The organism is Rhodovulum sp. MB263 (assembly GCF_002073975.1).
In the GTDB taxonomy this organism is placed as follows: Bacteria; Pseudomonadota; Alphaproteobacteria; order Rhodobacterales; family Rhodobacteraceae; genus Rhodovulum.
Genome location: NZ_CP020384.1, coordinates 2,755,727 through 2,774,856 on the forward strand (window position 1 = coordinate 2,755,727; position 19,130 = coordinate 2,774,856).

Here is a 19,130-nt window from a genome sequence, read left to right on the forward strand (position 1 = left end):
TGCCTTTCTGCTCGGCATGGGGACAACGCATCGCCGAGCGGTCCTGTTTCACAGGCGGGATCACATGGCCTCACGATACCGTCATGTCGCCCCGACCGTTCGATCTTCGCAGCCTTGCGTCAAAGAGCTGTCAACGCTCCGTATCCGCGCGGCGGGCCTACACCGGCAAGGGCTGCCCCGTCCTCTCCCTGCCCACAACGTTGACCGGTTTCCCCTTCCCGGTGTAGGCCCGGGACAATCGGCGGCGCGCGGCCGCAGACGGGGGGAGAACGGAATGGCAGCGGAACGCAGAGCAGGACGGCTGGCCGGAACACCGATCGCAAGGCTGCTCGGCGCAGTTACCGCGGCAACGGCCGCGATCTGGACCGCGGGCGCGGCACTGGCGCAGGACTATACCTTCAAGCTGCACCATTTCCTGCCTGCGACCTCGCCCACCCAGACCGAGACGCTCGAGCCCTGGGCCCGCGCGGTCGAGGCACGCTCGGGCGGCAGGGTCAGGATCGAGATCTACCCCTCGATGACGCTGGGCGGACGCCCGCCCGAACTGGTGACCCAGGCCCGCGACGGGGTGGTCGACCTTATCTGGGTCGTGAACGGCTACACGCCGGGCCTGTTTCCGCGGACCGAGGTGATGGAGCTGCCGAATGTCTATGTGAACGATCCGGGGGCGGCCAATCTGGCGCTGGCCGATCTGTTCGAGACCGACCTCAAACCCGATTACAAGGGCCTCGAGGTGATGTTCCTGCATGTCCATGCCGGCAACGGCATCGCGCTGCGCGGCCCCGAGGTGCACGCCCCGGCCGATCTGGCCGGCCGCAAGATGCGGATCCCGTCGCGCACGGGGGCCTGGGTGCTCGAGGCGCTGGGCGCGGTGCCGGTGGCGATGCCGGTGCCCGAGCTGCCGCAGGCGCTGCAGAAGGGCGTGGTCGACGGTGCGCTGGTGCCCTTCGAGATCGTGCCCGCGCTGAAGCTGCAGGACCAGACCGACCGGCTGATCGAGGGCGACCGCAATACCCGCTTCGGCACCACCACCTTCCAGCTTTCGATGAACAAGGCGCGCTGGGACAGTCTGCCGCCCGAGATCCGGACCGCGTTCCGCGAGGCCTCGGGCCCCGACTGGCTGGCCGAGCTCGGCCGGATCTGGCGCGGCACCGAAGAGACCGGGGTCGCGATCACCACCGCCGCGGGCAAGGCCCATCAGGTTCTGAGCCCCGAGGAAACCGAAACCTTCCGGACCGCGCTCGAGCCCGTGGTCGCGCGCTGGATCGAGGATGCCGACCGTCGTGGCATCGACGGCGCGGGTCTGGTCGCCCGCGCCCGCGCCGCGATCGCGGCCCATGCCAGCCGATGAGGCTGCGGCGCGCGCTGGCCGCTGCGGTCGCGTTCTGGGCGATCCTCGGCGGACTGGTGCTTGCGGGCGTGGTCGCGCTCAACGTGATCTCGATCCTCGGCGGGCTGCTCGGCCATCCGGTCCCGGGCGATTTCGAGCTGACCGAGATCGGCACCGCCATCGCCGTCTTCGCCTTCCTGCCCTGGTGCCAGCTGACCCGCGCCAATGTCACCGCCGATGTCTTCACCATGGGCGCCTCGCGGATCTGGGCCGCGCGGATGAGCCTTGCCGGATCGCTGGCCGCCCTTGCCGTGGCCGGGGTCCTGCTCTGGCGCATGAGCCTCGGGCTCGGCGATCAGCAGGCCTATGGCTACACCACCGCGATCCTGCAGATCCCGCTCTGGCCCTGTTTCCTGCCGGTGCTGGCCTCGCTCGCGCTGCTGGCGCTGGCGGCGGTGGCGACGCTGACCGAAGATGCCGCCGCCGCGCGCGGGAGGGGGCATGCCTGACCCGATGATGCTGGGCCTGACCGGGCTTGGCGCGCTGGTCCTCTTGATCGCGGGGCGGATGCCCATCGCCTATGCGATGATCCTCGTAGGCGGCGCGGGCATCGCCGCGCTGAACGGCCCGGCGCTTTTGCTGAACCAGCTCAAGACGCTGGCCTGGGGCCAGTTCTCGATCTACGATCTGACGGTCGTGCCGCTCTTCGTGCTGATGGGGGCGCTTGCCGGGCGGGCTGGACTGTCGGCCGCGCTGTTCCGGGCCGGGGCGGCCTGGCTCGGCTGGATGCGGGGCGGCACCGCGATGGCCGCCATTGCCGCCTGCGCGGGCTTCGGCGCGGTCTGCGGCTCGTCGCTGGCCACCGCCTCGACCATGGGCAAGGTCGCCCTGCCCGAGCTGCGCCGCCAGAACTATTCGGGCGCGCTGGCGACCGGCACGCTGGCTGCGGGCGGTACGCTCGGCATCCTGATCCCGCCCTCGGTGGTGCTGATCCTCTATGCGGTCCTGGTCGAGGCCAATGTCGTCACCATGTTCATGGCAGCCCTCGTGCCGGGCGCACTGGCGGTCCTGCTGTTCCTTCTGACCATCGCGGGCTATGTCGCGCTCCGCCCCGGCGCAGGTCCCGCCCATGCCCCGGCCGGGCGGGCCGAGTTCCGCGCCGCGACCCTTGGCGTGCTGCCGGTGCTGGGCATCTTCGCGCTGGTGCTGGGCGGCATCTATCTGGGGCTTTACAACCCCACGCCGGGGGGGGGCGTGGGTGTCGCGCTGGTCTGGGCCTATGGCACGCTCCGCGGACGGCTCGGCCTTGGCGCGCTCCGCGCCTCGGTGCTCGAGACCGCCGCGACCTCGGGCATGATCTACCTGATCCTGCTGGGCGCCGAACTGATGAAGATCTTCATGTCCCGCGCGGGCCTGCCGCAGGCGGGCGCCGAATGGATCGCGGGCGCGGGGCTTGCGCCGCTCGCGGTGCTGGTGCTGGTGCTGGCCGCGCTGATCGTGCTGGGTTGCCTGATGGACAGCCTGTCGATGATCCTGCTGGTGATCCCGTTCTTCTGGCCGGTGCTGGTCGAGGTCAATGGCGGGCTTTACCAGATGGCCGAGGGCGCGGGCTTCGGCATGGGCACCGAGGATCTGAAGATCTGGTTCGGCATCCTCGCGCTGATCGTGGTCGAGCTGGGTCTGATCACCCCGCCCGTCGGCATGAATGTCTTCGTGATCTCGTCGCTCGCCCGCGACGTGCCGATGGCCGAGACCTTCCGGGGCGTGTTGCCCTTCTTCCTGGCCGAGCTTTTCCGCGTCGGCCTCCTGCTGGCCTTTCCGGCGCTGGTGCTTTGGCTGCCAGGCGCTCTGGGCGGCTGAGCGGTTCACTCCGGCCTCTGCCGGACCCCGGGCCGATGCCGCCGGCAATACGTATGCCTGCCTCGGGTCCCGGGCCACGCCCGGAACCGGAGCGCCGGGGTCGACGGGCAAATCGCCGTACCGGGAAGAACAGCCCCCCGGGCGGGGTCAGACGCTCTGCCCTCTCAGGGCGGCCCGGGGGCGGTCTTCTATTCGGCCGGTTGCAGCCCCGGCGCCCGCCCCCCGGAGGGCAGCACCGTCGCCGGAAGCGGATCGGCAGAGCAGTCCGGACAGGGAACGGCCGCCGCGACCGCCGCCGCCTCGGGTAGCGGACCGGCAGGCGCCGTCACCGGGTCGGTCAGCGGCTCGGGCACCGGATCGGTCACGGGCTGGGCCACGGGCAGCGGCACGCGGCGAGGCTCGCGTCGGGCGGCCTGGGCCAGCATCGCCGCGACCAGCATCGCGGCCACGCCCAGCGGCGGCAGCAGCCAGGGCAGCAGCGCCAGATCGGGATAGCCCGCCATCAGCACCTGGAACAGCAGCGAGACCGCAGTGCCGAAGGAGAAGACCAGAAGCCCGTGCCGGCCCATCAGCCGCAGCGGCGCCGCCACCCGGCTGCCCGCGAGCCGGACGACCGCAGGCAGGCAGGACAGAACATAAAACAGCGCCAGCACATGCAGCATCCGCGGCAGCGAGACATAGGTCTTGTCGAAGCCTACCAGGTGGAATGGCAGCCCCGCCTGGCCTGCCTGCCGCATCAGTGCGTTCATCTGCTGGCCCAGCGCGGGGATCTGCGCCCAGAGGAAGACGCCCCCGAGAAAGGCCACGGCCAACCAGAACAGCCAGCGCCGCCGCGCAACGAAGCGCTCGCCCCGGCGCATATGGATGCCGGTCAGAAGCCCCAGCACGAAGATGATCTGCCAAGAGAGCGGGTTGAAGAACCAGCCGCCCGGATTGGGATAGTTCGGCAGATCGAGCCGCCACATCCCGGCGACGAACCAGATCGCGATCGCGACCGAGACCATCAGCCGCGGCGCCCGCATCCCGATGAAGATCGCCAGCGGGGCGAAGAGCAGCAGCACCGAATAGGCAGGCAGGATGTTCACATAGCCGAACTGGTGGGTCAGGAGCGGAATGCCGATCAGCGCCTCGGCGGTATTCTCGAACACCTGCCGGAGGTTGATCTTGGTCAGCAGCTCGGGCACGCCCAGCGCCATCGCCCCCCAGGCGAAGATCGCGATGGCCCAGGCGCTCAGCAGCACATGGACGATGTAAAGCGTCCAGGACCGCCCCCAGATCGGACGGATCGCGGCCCAGAGCCCGTTCAGCCGGATCTGCGGCGCGGCGAAGCGACCGGAATAGGCCAGCCCGGCGGCGATACCCGACATCACGAAGAAGGCCTCGGCCGCATCGGAAAAGCCGAAATTGCGGATCGTCCAGTGTTCATAGGGATTGCCGGGCACATGGTCGATGAAGATCATCACCAGTGCGAGGCCGCGGAACGCGTCGATCCGGGGATCGCGCGGACGCTTGACGGGAACGGATACGGGCTCAGGCCGCGACATCGACCGCCTCCTTGCTGGCATCTTCCGCCATCCAGCGCCGGACCAGATCGCGATAGGCCCGGATGACGGGGGCGGCATCGGCTTCCTGCGGAACGGCGAACAGGCTGTGGGTCAGCGGCCGCGAGGTCCAGGCGATCAGCAGCGGTGCGATCAGCATCGGCAGGCATACGGGCAGCAGCCAGATCGTCAGATCGGGTGCGATCCGGGTGACAATCGCCAGCGCCGCCGCCCCGGTCAGGGTGATCCAGAGCCCGGCGCGCAGCCCCTGCAACAAGCTCAGCTTGCCCTCGCCGCGCTGGTTCGCGGGCCAGCCGCCATCGCGCCCCGACAGCACCTGCAGAACCGCGCGCGACTGATACATCAGCATCAGCGGCGCCAGCAGCGAGGTCAGCAGGATCTCGGTCAGGACCGAAGCTGCGGCCCGCCTGCCGCCGCCGAAGCCCTTCGCCCGCCGCGACAGCACCGCACCGATGAGGATCGACAGCTTGGGCAGCAGAAGCAGCCCGCAGATGCCGATCAGAAGAGTGATGATCTCTTTCGTGCGGTCCGACGGGAAGACCGGGAAAAGCTGATAGGGTTCGGGGAAATAATCGGGCGCGGGCGCGAAGACGGTGGCCAGCAGCGAGGCGATCAGGAAGGCGCCCCAGAGCAGCGACACCAGATAGGCGAAGATGCCCTGCAGGAAGACGAAGCGGCTCCAGCCGGCAAGCCCCGGCGCCAGCAAAAGGCGCATGTGTTGAAGGTTGCCCTGGCACCAGCGGCGGTCGCGCTTGGCATAGGCAAGGATGTTGTCGGGGCCCTCCTCGAACGAGCCCTCGATGGTCTCGTCGAGTTTCACGCGCCAGCCGGCCCGCGCCAGAAGCGCCGCCTCGACATAGTCATGGCTGAGGATATGACCGCCGAAGGGCGGCTTGCCCTGCAGCGCGGGCAGGCCGCAGCTTTCGGCGAAAGCGCGCACCCGCACCATGGCGTTATGGCCCCAGAACGGGCCGGTATTGCCCTGCAGCCGCGCCAGGCCCCGCGCGAAGACCGGCGAATGGAAGCTTGCCGAGAACTGCATCGCGCGGCCGAACAGCGAGCCCGCGCCGATGATCTTGGGCAGGGTCTGCAACAGCCCGAGCCTCGGGTCGGCCTGCATCCGCGCGATCATCCGGCGGATGGTCACGCCCTCCATCAGGCTGTCGGCATCGAGGATCAGGGCGAATTCGTAGGCGCCGCCCGAGCTCTGGATGAAATCCTCGATATTGCCCGCCTTGCGGCCGCGATTGTCGGTGCGGCGACGGTAGAAGATGCGCCCTGCCCCGCCTGTCTCGGCCAGAAGCCGCGCGAAGGCGTCGCGCTCGCGCACCGCATTTTCCGGGTCGCGGGTATCGGACAGCACCGCGATGTCGCAGCGCAGGCCGACCGCCTGGATCGAGCCGTCCATGGCCGCGATCCGGGCAAAGGTTGTCAGCGGATCCTCGTTGCAGATCGGCACCAGCACCACGGTCGGCTGATGCGGCAGCTTCAGCTGCGGCTCGGGGGTCCGGCGCAGATGGCCGAGAAGACCAATAAAGGCCCCGGCCGCGCCCCAGGCCAGCCAGGCCGTGGTGATGAAGATCAGTGTGGTCCGGGCCAAGTCCCAGGGATCGACGCCATCCTGTGCAGAGGCCTCGGCCAGAAGGGACGCTGCCACGGAGGCCGCGGCGAGGGAAAAGCCGATCGCCAGCCCGCGCAGCAGGCGGGTCCGGAAACCGGACGCAAGGATGCGGGACATCTGGCTTGCCGTCAGCCCAGTTGCAGCGGTCGCAGCAGGCGGGCCAGCCAGATCGGCAGACGCAGCTCCCGCCGCGCCTCCAGCACCTGCTGGGGCATGTCCATCGGAGCGACCGGAGGAGCCCAGTGAGGGCCTTCTACCGCAATCGCGTTCTGCGCATCGAAGGTGGTATCTGCACTCATTCGTTGATCCATTGGTAGAGCCAGGTTTCGGTCAGGTTTTGCCCGTACCCCGTTATTTCAGCCTTGAGTTCGACCAGAGCGCCGGTATCGGCGGTTATGTCGACGACAAGGCGCCATGTCTTCGTATCCGGGATACGGCTGAACACGGGTTTCTCCATTCGGCCCGTGCTTGCGTACACCTCGGCAGTAACGTCCGCGTCGGCCGGAAGTTCCCCGAGAGTGCCGCCTTCGAAATCGACCACGAATTTTCGCAGTCCAGGGCTACCGGCGGCGCCGGCGACACCGCCCCGCCCGACCAGCGTGCGCACCACATGGGCGCGCGTCCCGACGGCACCGGGGGGATTGGTGCCCCAGTGCAGACGGTAATCGTATTCCATCGCGTCGCCCTTGCGCGCCCGTTGCTCGGGCACCCAGAAGGCGACGATATTGTCGTTGGCCTCCAGATCGGACGGGATCTCCACCAGCCGCACCGTGCCGCGTCCCCAATTGCCGACCGGCTCGACGATCAGCGAGGGACGGCGTTCGTAATGCGCCCCCGCATCGAGATAGTCGTCGAAGCTCCGGTTGCGCTGGATCAGACCGAAGCTGACCGGATCCTGCGCCCCGAGATAGGAGCTGGCAAGCCGCGGCGGGTTTTTCAAGGGCCGCACGAAGGTCTCGCCTTCGCGTGTATTCATGATCAGCATCTCGCTGTCATGCACCCGATGGCGGAAATCGTCGAAATCGCCGCGGTCGTTATCGCCCAGCAGGAACATCGAGGTCAGCGGCGCGATACCCAGCTGATCGACATCCTCGCGCAGGAACAGTCGCGCGGTCACGTCCATCACCGTGGTCGCTCCCGGCGTGACGATGAAGCGGTAGGCGCCGGTCAGCGACTTGCTGTCCAGCGCGGCATAGATCGTCATCGACGTCGCGCCGGGCGCCGGACGTTCCAGCCAGAAGGCACTGAAGCGCGGGAATTCCTCGGTCTTGCCCGAGGCGGTGTTGACCGCAAGACCACGGGCGCTGAGCCCGTAGACATTGCCCTGCCCGAGCGCCCGGAAATAGCTTGCGCCCTGGAAGACGACGACCTCGTCGAAGGTATCGGCGCGGTTGAAGGGCGCATGCAGCCGGAAGCCCGCAACACCCGGCATCTCGAAATCGGGCGGGATCAGCTCGGCGGCCTTGCCGTCATACTCGAAATCGGCGGCCGAGAAATGCATCGGCTCGGCGATGCCCTCGACCAGCTCGTAGATCTCGACCGGCTCCTTGTAGAGCCAGCCCGGATGGAAGGCCTGCAGACGGAAGAACCCGCCCTCATCGGCCCAGCGCGAATGATCGGGCCGGAAGCGGATCGCGCGATAGGCATCGTAATCGAGCCCGGACAGCGGCCCGCCCGGCAGGGCCACGGGCTTGTAAGCCTCTTTCGAGAGCGCCTGCATCCGGTCGCTCAGCACGTCGAAGGAGAACGGAACCGGTTCGGGCGCCGGTTCAGCCACGACCTCGGGTGCCGGTGCAGACGGCTCGGCTTCGGCCGCCGTATCCTGCGCCGCAGCATGGCGAGGCAGGCCCAGCGCCGCCACCGCGGCAGAGCCAGCCAGAGCCGCCAGCAGGCGACGACGGGAGGGACCGGTCTCTCCGATACCCACCGAAGAACTCGAACTGTCTGGAAACATTGATGGACCCCTTAAGCAAGGCTCGTCATTCTTGATTGCCACCTGGCCCTCCATTTGTCCCGACCCGATGCACCCTGCACGTGCAGCATGGCAGAAACATGCCGGAAGAACCCGATGCTTGCGCAGAAACTGGAGCATCTGCCAATGGCGGCAATTCCTCCGACCGAACCACAGGCAGGTTTCCGGTGCTTGCCATACACCGGATACGCAGGACTCTGCCATAGCGGGAGATTAATAGGCAAACAATTGCCGAGTTCAATGCGCCGCAGCGCCGCTGGAACGCGGCATGCAGCCTCCTTGCCTCACCAGGGACGGGGCTCACGGACGACGCCGACATGTGTCGGCGCATCGGTCGCGCTCCGGCCCACAGGCCTCAGGGCGTAAAGCCCGGGGCTTACGGCTCAGGGCGCGGGCGCGATCGGACCCGCAACCGCGATCTGGCGCAGGATCTCGGCCTCGAGGGCGGGCGCGTAGCCGCGGCTCCGGACGAAGGCCGCCGCCCCGGCACCAAGCTCGGCCACCCTTGCGAGCCGCCCCGGCTCGGTCCATGCGACAAGCCCCGTCACCGGCTCGGGCGGCGCGACCGGATCGCGGGCCGCCGCAAGACCGACCAGCAGCCGCTCGACCGGCGAGCCCGACGGATCGAGCGGACGCACCGCCTCCCGGGCCGCGACCGCATCCGCCCCCATCAGCGCATGGAAGGCCGGCGCGACATGAAACCAGCCCGGCGGATCCGGCTCGAGCCGCAGCGCCTGCGCCACCAGCGCCAGCCCCTCTGTCCAGCGCCCCTCGAAGGCGGCGATGCGCGAGCCGATCAGCGCAAGGCTCGGCGGGTGGTGCGGATACAGCTCGAGCAGCCGCGCCGCATGGCTGCGGAAGCTTTCCGGATCGTGCGCCGGCCCCTCGATCGCGAGCATCGCCGCCGCCTGCAGCGTCATCAGACCGCGCGGCGCAAGCCGCATCGCCTGAGCGCTGGCCCCCGCCGCATCGGACCAGGCTGCGGCAACCGCGTCGGGGCCGGGCCTCAGATTGCGCCCGAACCGCGCCTCGTCGAGATGCACGAGCGCCAGCGCCGCCCAGGCCTCGCCAAGCCCCGGATGGCGGTCGACGAGCCGGCCGAGGCATGCTCCCAGTTCGGCATGGGCAGGGCCCCCGGGCCTGACCAGATAGCGGTGAATCCCCATCAGGCAGGAGAGTTCCGGCAAACCGACACCGCCATAGCCGGACGCGGGCGGCGAGGCCTGTTCGGGCGCCCTGTGATGCGCCGCGCCGAGCCGCCGGAGGATCTGGCCGACAGCGTCACGCCGGGCCGCCTGCACCGCCTCGGCGCTGTCGCCGACACGCTGGAACATGGTCCAGACCGTGCGCCGCTGGGGAAAGGAAATCAGCTCGAACTGGGCCAGCAGGGCGTCGCTGCGCCACATCAGGCGCCCCCTGAGCAGATAATCGGCGGTTTCCGCCGCCCGCTCCGCATCGGACGGGGCACTGACCGCGATCCAGGAACGGGCGGCGAGATCGGTTGCGATCTCGGCCCCGAGGCCGAAGGCAAGATCCTCCAGCCCGCTCAGTTGTCCCTCGGCCCGCATCGGCAACACCGCCACCCGCAACACGCGATAGGGCGCCTCTTCGATGGGCCGCGCGGCGGCCGCGATGATCTCGTCCCGGTCGTGTCGGAGATGCGCCCGCCAGAGAACGGGCAGGATCAGCAGCAGCACGAGCCCCGCAAGAAGCACCCCCCGCCACAGCCCGGGCGATGGCGGCGGCCCCGCCTCGCCGGGTCCGGGACGCAGGGTCGGACGGCAGCTGCCTTTGGGAATTTCGATCACCGGCAGTTCGGGATCGGCCAGGGCGTAGAACCGGGCCAGCGCCTCGCGCAGCCGGCCGATCTCGCTCCGCACGAGACCTGCGCGGCCGGGCTCGCCCCCCGGGTCGCGATCGAAGACCTCGACCGCGATGGCATGCGGCTTAATTTCGTCGCCATGACCGGAAAGCTCGCGGTCGACGAGGTATTCCAGCAGTCTGGCACGGCGGGGACTGCGCCCCAGCACCCCGGCGGCGCGGATCGCGGCAACCGCTTCGAGCACCGCTTCATGGCATGGGGGCACCACGGCGCCGCCGTTCGGGGAACGGTGTGTCATGGCTTGCGATCCAGGGTAGCTAGGGGAAGAAACGTCACGGCCACTCGTCCAACAAACGAGGCGCACCCAGGTTACGCCCCGGCCTGTCCTGCGGGCGAGGGGAGGCCAGCGCCGGACGAACCTCTGGCAGATAAGCACAGGAATCGCCTCGCGACAAAGCCACGAGCCGACCCGCGCGCCGGATGAGCGGAACAAGGCGCAAAGCGCCCCTCCCATCGGCATCCAACAGCCGAAGCGCATGCCGCGCCGATGCCGCAGATCCGTGACGAACGCGGCAACCGCCACGGCGCGCCCTGCCCCGCCCTGCCCTGCCCTGTACCGAGCCAGCCGGTCCGCACGGCCCCCTTGCGCTGCATCCCGGCACCGGCCGTGCTGCCGGGCGGTCCCGGCCGAGAGATGGCATGGCGACGTCGACCGGCCCGCGCGCGATAGCCCCCGAAGATGCTGTTGGGCGCCTGGGAGGACCGACATGTCCGGCCGGGACTGCATCGCGCGACATCGGAGAACGACCCGGCCGGAGAGTCTGGCGACCTGGCGCGATCCGGCGAAGAGAGGCCTTCAATGGCATCGCCCCAGACGGCGCGGCGAGTGCGGTTCAGGGCCCATTGTTTTCAGGAAGCCGCCAATATCCAGTCGTCGCAGGACGTGTCCGGACCGGACCGCATCAAGCTTCCTGAGGCGCTCAAGACTGCATGTTCTGCCTCCGGACCTTGCGGACACCATAGATCCGCCAGTTTTCGGCAGATGCGTTTCGACATGATCTGTGAAGCTGGTCTGACCGGGTTGGCCGCGGAAAAGAGCGCCAGGTGAACATGCGCTTCCCGGCTATGGTATAAACCACTACGTGTTCGAGCCGGAGTTCTGCACTCCAGCGGCCGGCTGGGAAAAGGGTCAGATCGAAAAGAACGTCCAGGACGACCAACCGCGCTTGTGGCAGTCGATGCCGAACGTCGCCGACCTTGGTGCGCTGAACGCATGACTGGAACGGCGCTGCATGGAGTTCTGGCGCGAAATCCCCCATGCCACCCTCGCGGATGCCTGGGGCTCGGAGCAAGCGGCGCTCATGCAGTTGTCACCCGCCTTCGACGGCTTTGTCGAGCAGAGCAAGCGCATGTCACCGACCTGACTGATAAGCTTCGAGCGCAATCGCTACCGGGAAGACCCACGTTGCAACCGCGCCCGGCATCCATGCCATCGAGCATCGTCGCCGGAAGGTGCGCTTCTTCTCGGCCATCGAACTCGTCAACGCTCTCGAGCAGGAGAAGGCAAGGGAAAAGCCGGACACATCGCGGAGAAACGGCTCTTCTTCATCAGAATCTCCTCGTTCATCTTGCCGAGAAAATTCTACCTGCGCATCCCCTTAACCTTGGGGAGGATCATCGCGTCACCTGGCCCTGGGGGCGGCGCTCCGCCTCCTCCCCTACAACCCTCGAAAACAACGGAAAAATCCGGCCGCGGCCGGATCGGGAGAGCGCCTTCGGTGAGGAAAGTGGCGGAGGAGATGGGTCCGATGCCGAACCTTATCCAGCCGTTAAGACATTGTTATTAAAATGCTTAAACCAGAAGCCGCAAGCCTGCCCCACCGAAGCGCCATCAGACAAGCGCGATGTCCGCCCCGCCTCTCGGGGCCAGGAGCGAGTTGTCTTGAGCGGGATCACTCTCCACTCTTACGAATACCTCCATCGAGAGCAAATCGACGTTCGTTCCGATAAAGTTGCCTGCCACCGGGGTCACCTGTGCGATGTTTCGGGCCACAGCGAGTGGTATCAGGTTCCGAGACCCGAAGCTTCGGTTCGTGGGATCGAAGGCAATCCATCCGGCACCGGGTACAAATATCTCGACCCAGGCATGGGTGGACCCGGAACCCGCAGACCCCAAAAGGCATTCTTCCGCATCTGACAGATAGCCGGATACGATGCGGGAACCGAGTCCAAGTGTGCGCGCGGCTTCGGCGAGCAGGACCGCAAGATCACGGCACGAGCCCCATCGCCGGTCGAGCGTCTCGATCGGTGCCTGGGTGCCTTCAGTGTCGCGGCTCTGGTAGGAAATCTGGGTGAACACACCATTGCTGATGTCCTTCAGCAGAGACAGGGTGTCGGTCGGACGCGCCATGACAAAGTCCTCGACCCATCGGGAAAGCCGCCCGTCTGGGTCGCAGTATTGTGGTACTGTCAATGCCCCCAGATCCGTCCACTCATCTGCGGCGTAGACAAAGGGATACTGGGCGGCCAAGGCAGCAATGGCAAAGACCGGCCACGCTGGCGCGGTGAGTTCCACGGTGGCGCGGCTCTCGATCACCAGATGATCTGTCAGGCCGTCAAAGACGGCGGTGGCGACGGCGTTACCGGCCACATCATGCGCCCAGGTTACCGTTGCCGTCGGAGAAATGGAGAGGACATGCGCAAGTAGTCGCAGGTCCCGCGTTTCTCGGGGACGCACCATCAACCTGTGCGGTCCGAGAGAGACCGCGTTACGGTATCGGTAGGTTGTGGTGTGAACGATGTCCAGACAGGCCAGAATTGTGTTCCAGTACGGTTCGAGGAAGACGGCGCGCGTCTGTGGGGATCAACGGCGGCGAGATGCGCCCGGGCCAGCGGCCACGGCGTTCCGCCAGGCATTCAACCCCTTGCAGCGCCGGCAAATCCGTTCTCCGAAGCCTTCGCTCCAGAACGACGTTTCGCATCGCAGGCATCGGCGTTCTTGCGCAACATCGCCCAAAGCCTTCGCGGTCTTGATGTCCGGAACAGCAGCTTCGGCAATGGCCTTGTCCGCCATCACGTTTGCTCCGCGGCCAGACCGGTGCGCAAGGGCGGCGGCGTGTCCGGTCGCGCAGGCATGCCTTCGTTTTCGGCGGCCCGGATCGACTCTTCGTCCCGCGCTCTTCTGGCGGTCATCTTCGAAGACGGCGCGCCCAGGTTCGGATCAGACGTCCCAGACCCGGAATAGCGATGTCGCAGGTGTGCCTCGGAAACCCCGTCGGCCTTCATCAATAGCTGTACCATCGGATCAGCCAGCATTTCTTCAAGGAAGAAGTCGGCCAACTCCCTTCTCGTCAGCTTGTCCCTGGCGCGTGCTTGATCGAGGTCGGCAAGGGAAACGGTCAGAATCCGCGCAAGTCCCGGATGAGATATCCTGGGATGAAGTTTCACCAGGACAGAGGCCTTCCAGGTTGCGGGATCCCGTTGATCAGGGGGCGAAGCCATCTCGGTTTCGATCTCATACTCTCCCGCCGGGAGAGTCTCGTCAAAGCCCGGAACGGTGAAGGGTCGGGAAAAAACCGCAATGGTCTTGCACGTCAGATCTTCCATCGGCGCGTTCCCTTCCCTTGTTGCTGTGGATGGTTCGCGCCCCTCACTGGAATGAGGCGCGTAACCTGTGTCGGTCTCAAGATGTCTTGGACTTCGCGGCTGCTTCCTTGCCAGCGACCTTGGGCTCGGTCTCCTTGGCGGGGGGCGTCGCTGTCTTCGCCGGCTTCGGCTTTAACGCGGCCGCAGCCCTTGCGGTCAGATCCTTGAAGGACATGTCATCGATCCTTTGATTGCCGACGCCAACTCCTCGTCCATGTCGGACCGGGATGCCTGGCACCAGTACAAACCATATGGGGATTGCCGACCCGATTTACGATGGCGCATCTAAAAGAAAGCCAAGGTCAGTCAGGTCAATTCATCCGTCCAGACGTTGAATTCCACCAAAGTGTTCTGGCCGAATGTCTGGGTCAAAGGGACATCCGCGGCATCGCGACCGCGCGCGATCAGGATTCTCGCAAACCTCGGCTTGTTGTTCCGCGGGTCGAACATGTGCCATTCTCCGTCAAGGAATACCTCCATCCACGCGGCAAAATCCCCTGGCGGATGAGGCAGAGGTTCACCGATGTCGCTCAGATATCCGGTGCAGTAGCGGGTCGGAATGTTCATGCAACGACACAGCGCGATGGCGAGATGGGCAAAGTCGCGGCATACGCCCTGTCGCTCGGCGAGGGTCTGCGATGCGGTACGCGTCGCCTTCGCCTGCATATAGTCGAAGCGGACATGTCCATGCACGAAATCGCAGATCGCCTGGACGCGTGACCATCCGGGATCCGCGGCCTCGAAAAGGCGCCACGCCTCCTCCGACAGAAGGTCGGTGTCGCAATACCGGCTGCCCTGAAGAAACACGAGCGTCTCGAAAGGAAGATCCTGGACCGCGTGCTGCCGCGCGCCGGCAATGGAGGGATCAGGCTGGCCCGTGTCGCGGAAGATGCCATCCGTCGACAGGCAGAAGTCGCCCGCCGGAGCCACGAGACGCGTGCACCAGTTGCCGAAACCGTCACGGTAGCTTTCAAGCGGCACGCTCGGCGAGGTCACGAGATAGTCGGCACGCTCCAGATCGCCGAAGCGCGAGTAGTGGACGTTCAGCATCGCAATCAGCGGCGTCGGTTGCGGGAAGCTGTATCGCAGCCGGCACCCGATACTGACGCGCATGCCAGACGCGCCACGACGAGAAACATCCGCATTACCGTCCAAGGATGCACATCCCGTCAGAGAGCCGGAAGCCTCGATTGCAGCTCCACCGGTTGCCGGATCGGTCGAGATAGGCGTTCTCTGGCAGATCGATGGCGACGCAGGCGCCATTCAGCAGCTCGTATCCGCGCTCGCAACTCCATCCCAGTCCATAGGATGCCTCGTCCAGATAGGCATTCGATGGCACGACAACGGCGTCGCATCGGTTGTCGATCTTGACGAAGCCTCTCTCACAAGCCCAGGCGGCGCCGTAGTCTGCGTTGGTCAGATAAGCGTTCTCTGGCACGGCAATCGGCGAACATGTCCCTGCAACAGCCTCATAGCCACGATCACAGGTCCATCCGGCCCCCGAGTGATCGTCCGTCAGGTAGGCATGCTCGGGAAGAACGATGGGCACGCATGTCTCGTCCTCCTGCCGGAACCCGCGTTCGCATTGCCAATCGTAACCGGAAGACCGGAGGAAGGCATTGGCGGGCACCGGGATGCGATTGCAGGATATCCCGTTTACCTCTTCATACCCACGGTCGCACTCCCACCCCGTCCCGTAGGAGCGCCCGGTTGGATAGGCATGCTCGGGGATGTTGAGAGCCAGGCATTCAGCGGCCTCTACCCGGTAACCTAGGTCGCACACCCATCCGCCGCCATAGCTGCGCGGATGGGCGTTCTCCGGCATTGGGCCGGTGCCATCCTGCGCAAGCACGGGGAAGGCGAAGGAGGCGATCACACCGGCTATGACGGCCGTCCTCGCGATCAGCCTCGCCAAGGGATTTCTCATCGCAACTTGCTCCCTGGCGGACCAGTGTCCGCCGGTTGCCTCATGAGTCCTCGATAGGCCAAGCGTGAGCGTTCCTGTCAGCCGTCGAGTGGGCGCGGCCGGTAGCGGGGAGACCCTGGAATTCGATCTCGTTGGCATGCCTTCGTTCTCGGTCACATGGATCGAGAAGTCCGTCGGGACTGTCGGGCGGGTGCTGCTGGTCATCGGAGGGACAGCTTGAGCAAGGCCGCAGCCGCAAGGGCATTTTCCTTCTGATGGTAGTCGCCGCGAAACTTGCCATCGACTTGCACCTCCCAGATGCCGTTTCTTTCGCGTACCTGAACCCCACCGCGCTGCGCCGGCCGGTTCATGGAAGAATCCTTTGCACCTCTGCTTTTCGGCGGCACGGTTTTCACGTTGGTCATTTCCGGCTCCTTCGCGTCGGGCGCGCGCGCTTCTCCGAGAAGCATCACGGCGCGAATGAATTCTTCCGCGTACTCGTCGGTCCCACGGTGGTCGTGTTCGCGCTGCGTCAATTTCATCGGCTCTACGAACCGTTCTCGCAGGTGGTCGGCGAAACGCGGCTCGGTACGGGCCATGTAGGCGATCAGAGCCTGCAGAATCCGTTCATGGGCCAGCACGCGCCGTTCGAGATCGGTCGTCTCTGCTGCCGTCTTGGTAAGATATTCCACTGATGTCATGGCGTATCGTCCTTCACGCTGCGTGATGCGACGCTGGATGTCGAGTGCTCGGGCGTCGGCGGGCCAGCTCTCGCCTCATCGCGATCCAGGTCTTGCCATCCACCTACCAGTCAGGCGGACATCGGGTGCTGACGCAGGTTAAGGGAACGGAAATAAAGTGGGCGTGTCTTGCTCGGAAGCGGAAAGAAGCCGGCCTTGGCAGTCCAAGTGTCATTAAGGTGCCCCGGCCATGACTATGGCCGTCAGCCTTCATTGGAGAATAGGTGTTCATTACCAAAACCAGAGCCCACCCAAAGGAACTGCGCAGGACCTTGCCTGGGCGTAATCATGCTGCCTGCTTGCCGATCGCCCAGATGATTACGAGCGCGGACAATGACAGGAGGAGAATGGCGGCCGCCTCGATCAGTATGTTTTCCGGGGCCATTTCCTTGCCCTGCAGGACGACCAGCCGTCCGACCGCAGTGATCGCAATAAAAATTGGATACACGAAAACGGAATTGCGTTTGGCGTAATACACCGCAACCATTCCGATCACTTCAAGATAGAGAAACATCAGCAGAATATCGGCCAGCAGGATTGTGCCAAGGCGATAGATGGCCACGATTTCGAAGGCGACGGCGAGGAGGGTCATGGCCACGATCACAACCAGCAACAGACGCTCGATGAAGTGGAACAGACCCAGGGCAAACAGCCTTTCGCCACGCCCTGCCCCGTCGTCTTCCTTCAGGGGCACCGCCCTGTCGACCGCTGCCGCTCCCGCTTGATGCGCTCTATTCATGATTGCGGCCCTTGGTCACGAAGCTATCGGCCCAAATCGACATGCGCGGGGAACGTCCTGCGCCCTGCCCTCACAGATCCAGTTCCTTCAGGCAGGCTTCCGCAATGTCTCGGTTGGGGGCATCGGTTCCCGGCATTGTCGCCCAGCCGGCCGTCATGAGCGCGTCGCGCCGCTGATAGGTCGAGGCGACCTTGATCGTTGCCATCTTTTCCGCCCGCGCCGGATCCGACCGCGCCATGTCGAGGCAAACCGGCACCATGGAGGCGACGACATCGTCTTGGGACATCGCCATCGCCCTCTCGTTTGCGGTTCCGCCGGTCACCCAGCCGCCCCACGTGAATCCGACGACACCGACGCAGACCGCGCCGATCAGTGCGCCATAAATGCCGGGTTTGAGCCATTCGGGAGTGTTCATGTTCTGTCCTCCTGCGGGGAAAGCGCCGCATCGCTGTAGCCCTTCTTGGCCTCGGTCGCGGTCTGATCCCGGCTCAGCGCCTCTTTCAGGTCGCTGTCGGAAATCGCCCGTAACTCTGTACGTCCCGCATGACCGCCCCTTCCGCGCACCTTCAGGTAGGTCGCCGTCCGGCGATACGCCTCGAAGCTGAGCCCCTGGAGAAGCTCTTCTTCGACAAGAACCTCGTAGTCGCCCGCGGGCAAATCTCCCGGGTGTCCCGGCAACGTGAACGGGTTCGAAAATGTCACCGTCGATCTGGTCGACCGCATGTTCATCTCTGGTCTCCGCGATGTTGGCAGATCCGTCGCTCACCACGGGTGACGGCCCCTTGGAGTGCGGGACGGACCAGTCGAACGATAGCGTGCCTTGTACCTCGGGATCGTCCGACCGGCGCTGACGCATGTTAGCCTTGGGCGCAGAACCCGTTGCGGCCTTCCCTTGGGGGGGGCAGTCGCCAGCACTGACCTGTGCAAGGGCGGCGAGACCGGCCTGCGCGTATCCTTTGGGAAACAGGGATGATCTGCGTTCCTGCAACTCTTGAAAGGATTGGCGATGGCCGCCCCCAATGTTCTCGACCCGCACCCGCCCGAGTTCGATCGGTTTCTCCATGCATCCGTCGGCGAGGACCGGAACGGCTTTGCCGTGACCGTGCTCTCCGCGCTTGCGCGGCTTGGCCTCGATCCATGGAAGGAAACAGCTGAACTGGTCACGCTGGGGCGCGACGCCGCGCGGGCGCGATTGGGGACACTGCTTGCTCGTTTTCGGGACGTTCCTGCGCTCGCCAGCGATCACGGCAGGATCGCACGAGACCTGAGCCAGCTGCTCCCCGAAGGACCGACGTCAGGTGCCCTGCAGCGCGCTGCCTCCACAGTGGCCGGCGGCCGCCCGGGAACAAGCGGAGCGATCTGGGTGGTGCTGGCGATCGTCTTTGCTCTGTTTCAGATGTTCATGATTGGCGGGTCGGGGGCAGGCGAATGACCGTCTCAACCGCGACCGCAAGGACACCGCCCCATGCCGCACACAAGTCCGGCACGCTATCGCCGCGCGAACAGAGCGTTCTGTGGGACATGGAGGAGCACTTCTGGACCAGTGGCGCCGACAACGCGCGGGCAACGACTGCGACCAACGCCGTCATGGTCTTCCCCTATCCGCCCGGCATCCTCCAGGGTGACCAGATCTGGACCCACCTTCGTGAAAGGACTGGCTGGCGCTCCGTCGTCATGGCCGAACGGCGCGTAATGCGGTGTCATGACATCGCCATTCTCACCTATCGCGTCTCGTCGGAGAAGGCCGATGTGCCGATCTACAAGGCCCTCTGTGCCTCTACCTACCTCAACGATGACGAAAGATGGCTGAGGATTTCCCACCAGCAAACTGTTGTGACTTGAGAAGCGCAGAGGCATACGACCTGCCGCAGGCGCCGGGACTAATCTGCGTAAGTGCGGTGTCGCGCAGATGCCTGTTAGGTTAGACCTGCCC

20 protein-coding genes and 2 pseudogenes are annotated in these 19,130 nt (G+C 65.8%); 7 read left to right on the forward strand and 15 right to left on the reverse strand.

The window, feature by feature from the left end; all coding sequences use genetic code 11:
• Positions 1-274 precede the first annotated feature (274 nt).
• From B5V46_RS12825 to B5V46_RS12835, 3 genes are read left to right on the forward strand one after another with little or no spacing between them, the layout of a single operon-like run.
• The gene (locus tag B5V46_RS12825) at positions 275-1,351 is read left to right on the forward strand and encodes a TRAP transporter substrate-binding protein (RefSeq protein WP_080616965.1); all 1,077 of its coding nucleotides are present in this window, start codon (positions 275-277) and stop codon (positions 1,349-1,351) included.
• A complete protein-coding gene (locus B5V46_RS12830) occupies positions 1,348-1,839 on the forward strand; it encodes a TRAP transporter small permease (RefSeq protein ID WP_080616966.1) in 492 nt (163 codons plus the stop codon). The genes B5V46_RS12825 and B5V46_RS12830 overlap by 4 nt, the downstream gene beginning before the upstream one ends.
• On the forward strand, positions 1,832-3,190 hold the full coding sequence (locus B5V46_RS12835; RefSeq protein ID WP_080616967.1) for a TRAP transporter large permease: 1,359 nt from the start codon (positions 1,832-1,834) through the stop codon (positions 3,188-3,190). The genes B5V46_RS12830 and B5V46_RS12835 overlap by 8 nt, the downstream gene beginning before the upstream one ends.
• 188 nt (positions 3,191-3,378) lie before the next feature.
• Here B5V46_RS12835 and opgC read toward each other — a convergent pair whose 3' ends face one another.
• The 5 genes from opgC to B5V46_RS12855 form a co-directional block, all read right to left on the reverse strand.
• Positions 3,379-4,734, reverse strand: coding sequence for an OpgC domain-containing protein (gene opgC, locus B5V46_RS12840; RefSeq protein ID WP_080616968.1), 1,356 nt, complete (start codon positions 4,732-4,734; stop codon positions 3,379-3,381).
• Positions 4,721-6,490 carry a glucans biosynthesis glucosyltransferase MdoH gene (mdoH, locus tag B5V46_RS12845; protein WP_080616969.1) on the reverse strand — a complete coding sequence of 590 codons (1,770 nt, stop codon included), beginning with the start codon at positions 6,488-6,490 and terminating at the stop codon, positions 4,721-4,723. Before mdoH ends, opgC begins: the two co-directional genes overlap by 14 nt.
• An 11-nt stretch (positions 6,491-6,501) precedes the next feature.
• Positions 6,502-6,672 carry a hypothetical protein gene (locus B5V46_RS19840; RefSeq protein WP_155774048.1) on the reverse strand — a complete coding sequence of 57 codons (171 nt, stop codon included), beginning with the start codon at positions 6,670-6,672 and terminating at the stop codon, positions 6,502-6,504.
• Positions 6,669-8,327, reverse strand: a complete 1,659-nt coding sequence (locus B5V46_RS12850) for a glucan biosynthesis protein (RefSeq protein WP_080616970.1) — start codon at positions 8,325-8,327, stop codon at positions 6,669-6,671. The genes B5V46_RS19840 and B5V46_RS12850 overlap by 4 nt, the downstream gene beginning before the upstream one ends.
• 401 nt (positions 8,328-8,728) lie before the next feature.
• Positions 8,729-10,465 carry a hypothetical protein gene (locus tag B5V46_RS12855; protein WP_155774049.1) on the reverse strand — a complete coding sequence of 579 codons (1,737 nt, stop codon included), beginning with the start codon at positions 10,463-10,465 and terminating at the stop codon, positions 8,729-8,731.
• A gap of 776 nt (positions 10,466-11,241) precedes the next feature.
• On the opposite strand from B5V46_RS12855, the pseudogene B5V46_RS20530 reads away from it, so the two are divergent.
• Both B5V46_RS20530 and B5V46_RS20535 read left to right on the forward strand, forming a co-directional pair.
• Positions 11,242-11,588, forward strand: a pseudogene (locus B5V46_RS20530) (IS21 family transposase); the annotation flags it as partial.
• A 28-nt stretch (positions 11,589-11,616) separates the two neighbouring features.
• Positions 11,617-11,759 (forward strand): annotated as a pseudogene (locus tag B5V46_RS20535) (ATP-binding protein); the annotation flags it as partial.
• A gap of 299 nt (positions 11,760-12,058) precedes the next feature.
• On the opposite strand, the gene B5V46_RS12865 reads toward B5V46_RS20535, so the two are convergent.
• From B5V46_RS12865 to B5V46_RS12900, 10 genes are all read right to left on the reverse strand, one after another.
• On the reverse strand, positions 12,059-12,985 hold the full coding sequence (locus tag B5V46_RS12865) for a transglutaminase N-terminal domain-containing protein (protein WP_369822841.1): 927 nt from the start codon (positions 12,983-12,985) through the stop codon (positions 12,059-12,061).
• 45 nt (positions 12,986-13,030) lie between these two features.
• Positions 13,031-13,240: a hypothetical protein gene (locus B5V46_RS19845; RefSeq protein ID WP_155774051.1), complete on the reverse strand. Its 210-nt coding sequence runs from the start codon at positions 13,238-13,240 to the stop codon at positions 13,031-13,033.
• On the reverse strand, positions 13,240-13,773 hold the full coding sequence (locus B5V46_RS12870) for a hypothetical protein (RefSeq protein ID WP_080616973.1): 534 nt from the start codon (positions 13,771-13,773) through the stop codon (positions 13,240-13,242). Before B5V46_RS12870 ends, B5V46_RS19845 begins: the two co-directional genes overlap by 1 nt.
• Before the next feature lie 76 nt (positions 13,774-13,849).
• Positions 13,850-13,987: a hypothetical protein gene (locus B5V46_RS19850; protein WP_155774052.1), complete on the reverse strand. Its 138-nt coding sequence runs from the start codon at positions 13,985-13,987 to the stop codon at positions 13,850-13,852.
• A 131-nt stretch (positions 13,988-14,118) separates the two neighbouring features.
• On the reverse strand, positions 14,119-14,925 hold the full coding sequence (locus B5V46_RS12875) for a transglutaminase family protein (RefSeq protein ID WP_080616974.1): 807 nt from the start codon (positions 14,923-14,925) through the stop codon (positions 14,119-14,121).
• Between the two features lie 31 nt (positions 14,926-14,956).
• A complete protein-coding gene (locus B5V46_RS12880; RefSeq protein ID WP_155774053.1) occupies positions 14,957-15,727 on the reverse strand; it encodes a hypothetical protein in 771 nt (256 codons plus the stop codon).
• Positions 15,728-15,939: 212 nt separating this feature from the next.
• On the reverse strand, positions 15,940-16,419 hold the full coding sequence (locus tag B5V46_RS12885) for a hypothetical protein (RefSeq protein WP_231119112.1): 480 nt from the start codon (positions 16,417-16,419) through the stop codon (positions 15,940-15,942).
• A gap of 325 nt (positions 16,420-16,744) precedes the next feature.
• Positions 16,745-17,197, reverse strand: a complete 453-nt coding sequence (locus tag B5V46_RS12890) for a phosphate-starvation-inducible PsiE family protein (protein WP_080616976.1) — start codon at positions 17,195-17,197, stop codon at positions 16,745-16,747.
• 70 nt (positions 17,198-17,267) lie between these two features.
• Positions 17,268-17,612: a hypothetical protein gene (locus B5V46_RS12895; protein WP_080616977.1), complete on the reverse strand. Its 345-nt coding sequence runs from the start codon at positions 17,610-17,612 to the stop codon at positions 17,268-17,270.
• Positions 17,609-17,854 carry a hypothetical protein gene (locus B5V46_RS12900; RefSeq protein WP_231119113.1) on the reverse strand — a complete coding sequence of 82 codons (246 nt, stop codon included), beginning with the start codon at positions 17,852-17,854 and terminating at the stop codon, positions 17,609-17,611. Before B5V46_RS12900 ends, B5V46_RS12895 begins: the two co-directional genes overlap by 4 nt.
• A gap of 349 nt (positions 17,855-18,203) precedes the next feature.
• Between B5V46_RS12900 and B5V46_RS12905 the strand changes: the two genes are divergently transcribed.
• Both B5V46_RS12905 and B5V46_RS12910 read left to right on the forward strand, forming a co-directional pair.
• Positions 18,204-18,629 carry a hypothetical protein gene (locus B5V46_RS12905; RefSeq protein WP_080616978.1) on the forward strand — a complete coding sequence of 142 codons (426 nt, stop codon included), beginning with the start codon at positions 18,204-18,206 and terminating at the stop codon, positions 18,627-18,629.
• On the forward strand, positions 18,626-19,039 hold the full coding sequence (locus B5V46_RS12910) for a hypothetical protein (protein WP_231119114.1): 414 nt from the start codon (positions 18,626-18,628) through the stop codon (positions 19,037-19,039). The genes B5V46_RS12905 and B5V46_RS12910 overlap by 4 nt, the downstream gene beginning before the upstream one ends.
• Positions 19,040-19,130 lie beyond the last annotated feature (91 nt).

Coding starts and splice junctions, on each gene's coding strand:
- B5V46_RS12830 (WP_080616966.1), top strand. CDS start 1,348: ATGAGGCTGCGGCGCGCGCTGGCCGCTGCGGTCGCGTTCTGGGCGATC.
- B5V46_RS12870 (WP_080616973.1), bottom strand. CDS start 13,773: ATGGAAGATCTGACGTGCAAGACCATTGCGGTTTTTTCCCGACCCTTC.
- B5V46_RS12855 (WP_155774049.1), bottom strand. CDS start 10,465: ATGACACACCGTTCCCCGAACGGCGGCGCCGTGGTGCCCCCATGCCAT.
- B5V46_RS12905 (WP_080616978.1), top strand. CDS start 18,204: ATGGCCGCCCCCAATGTTCTCGACCCGCACCCGCCCGAGTTCGATCGG.
- B5V46_RS12875 (WP_080616974.1), bottom strand. CDS start 14,925: ATGCGCGTCAGTATCGGGTGCCGGCTGCGATACAGCTTCCCGCAACCG.
- B5V46_RS19845 (WP_155774051.1), bottom strand. CDS start 13,240: ATGGCGGACAAGGCCATTGCCGAAGCTGCTGTTCCGGACATCAAGACC.
- B5V46_RS12825 (WP_080616965.1), top strand. CDS start 275: ATGGCAGCGGAACGCAGAGCAGGACGGCTGGCCGGAACACCGATCGCA.
- mdoH (WP_080616969.1), bottom strand. CDS start 6,490: ATGTCCCGCATCCTTGCGTCCGGTTTCCGGACCCGCCTGCTGCGCGGG.
- B5V46_RS12885 (WP_231119112.1), bottom strand. CDS start 16,419: ATGACATCAGTGGAATATCTTACCAAGACGGCAGCAGAGACGACCGAT.
- opgC (WP_080616968.1), bottom strand. CDS start 4,734: ATGTCGCGGCCTGAGCCCGTATCCGTTCCCGTCAAGCGTCCGCGCGAT.
- B5V46_RS19840 (WP_155774048.1), bottom strand. CDS start 6,672: ATGAGTGCAGATACCACCTTCGATGCGCAGAACGCGATTGCGGTAGAA.
- B5V46_RS12910 (WP_231119114.1), top strand. CDS start 18,626: ATGACCGTCTCAACCGCGACCGCAAGGACACCGCCCCATGCCGCACAC.
- B5V46_RS12850 (WP_080616970.1), bottom strand. CDS start 8,327: ATGTTTCCAGACAGTTCGAGTTCTTCGGTGGGTATCGGAGAGACCGGT.
- B5V46_RS19850 (WP_155774052.1), bottom strand. CDS start 13,987: ATGTCCTTCAAGGATCTGACCGCAAGGGCTGCGGCCGCGTTAAAGCCG.
- B5V46_RS12835 (WP_080616967.1), top strand. CDS start 1,832: ATGCCTGACCCGATGATGCTGGGCCTGACCGGGCTTGGCGCGCTGGTC.
- B5V46_RS12895 (WP_080616977.1), bottom strand. CDS start 17,612: ATGAACACTCCCGAATGGCTCAAACCCGGCATTTATGGCGCACTGATC.
- B5V46_RS12890 (WP_080616976.1), bottom strand. CDS start 17,197: ATGAATAGAGCGCATCAAGCGGGAGCGGCAGCGGTCGACAGGGCGGTG.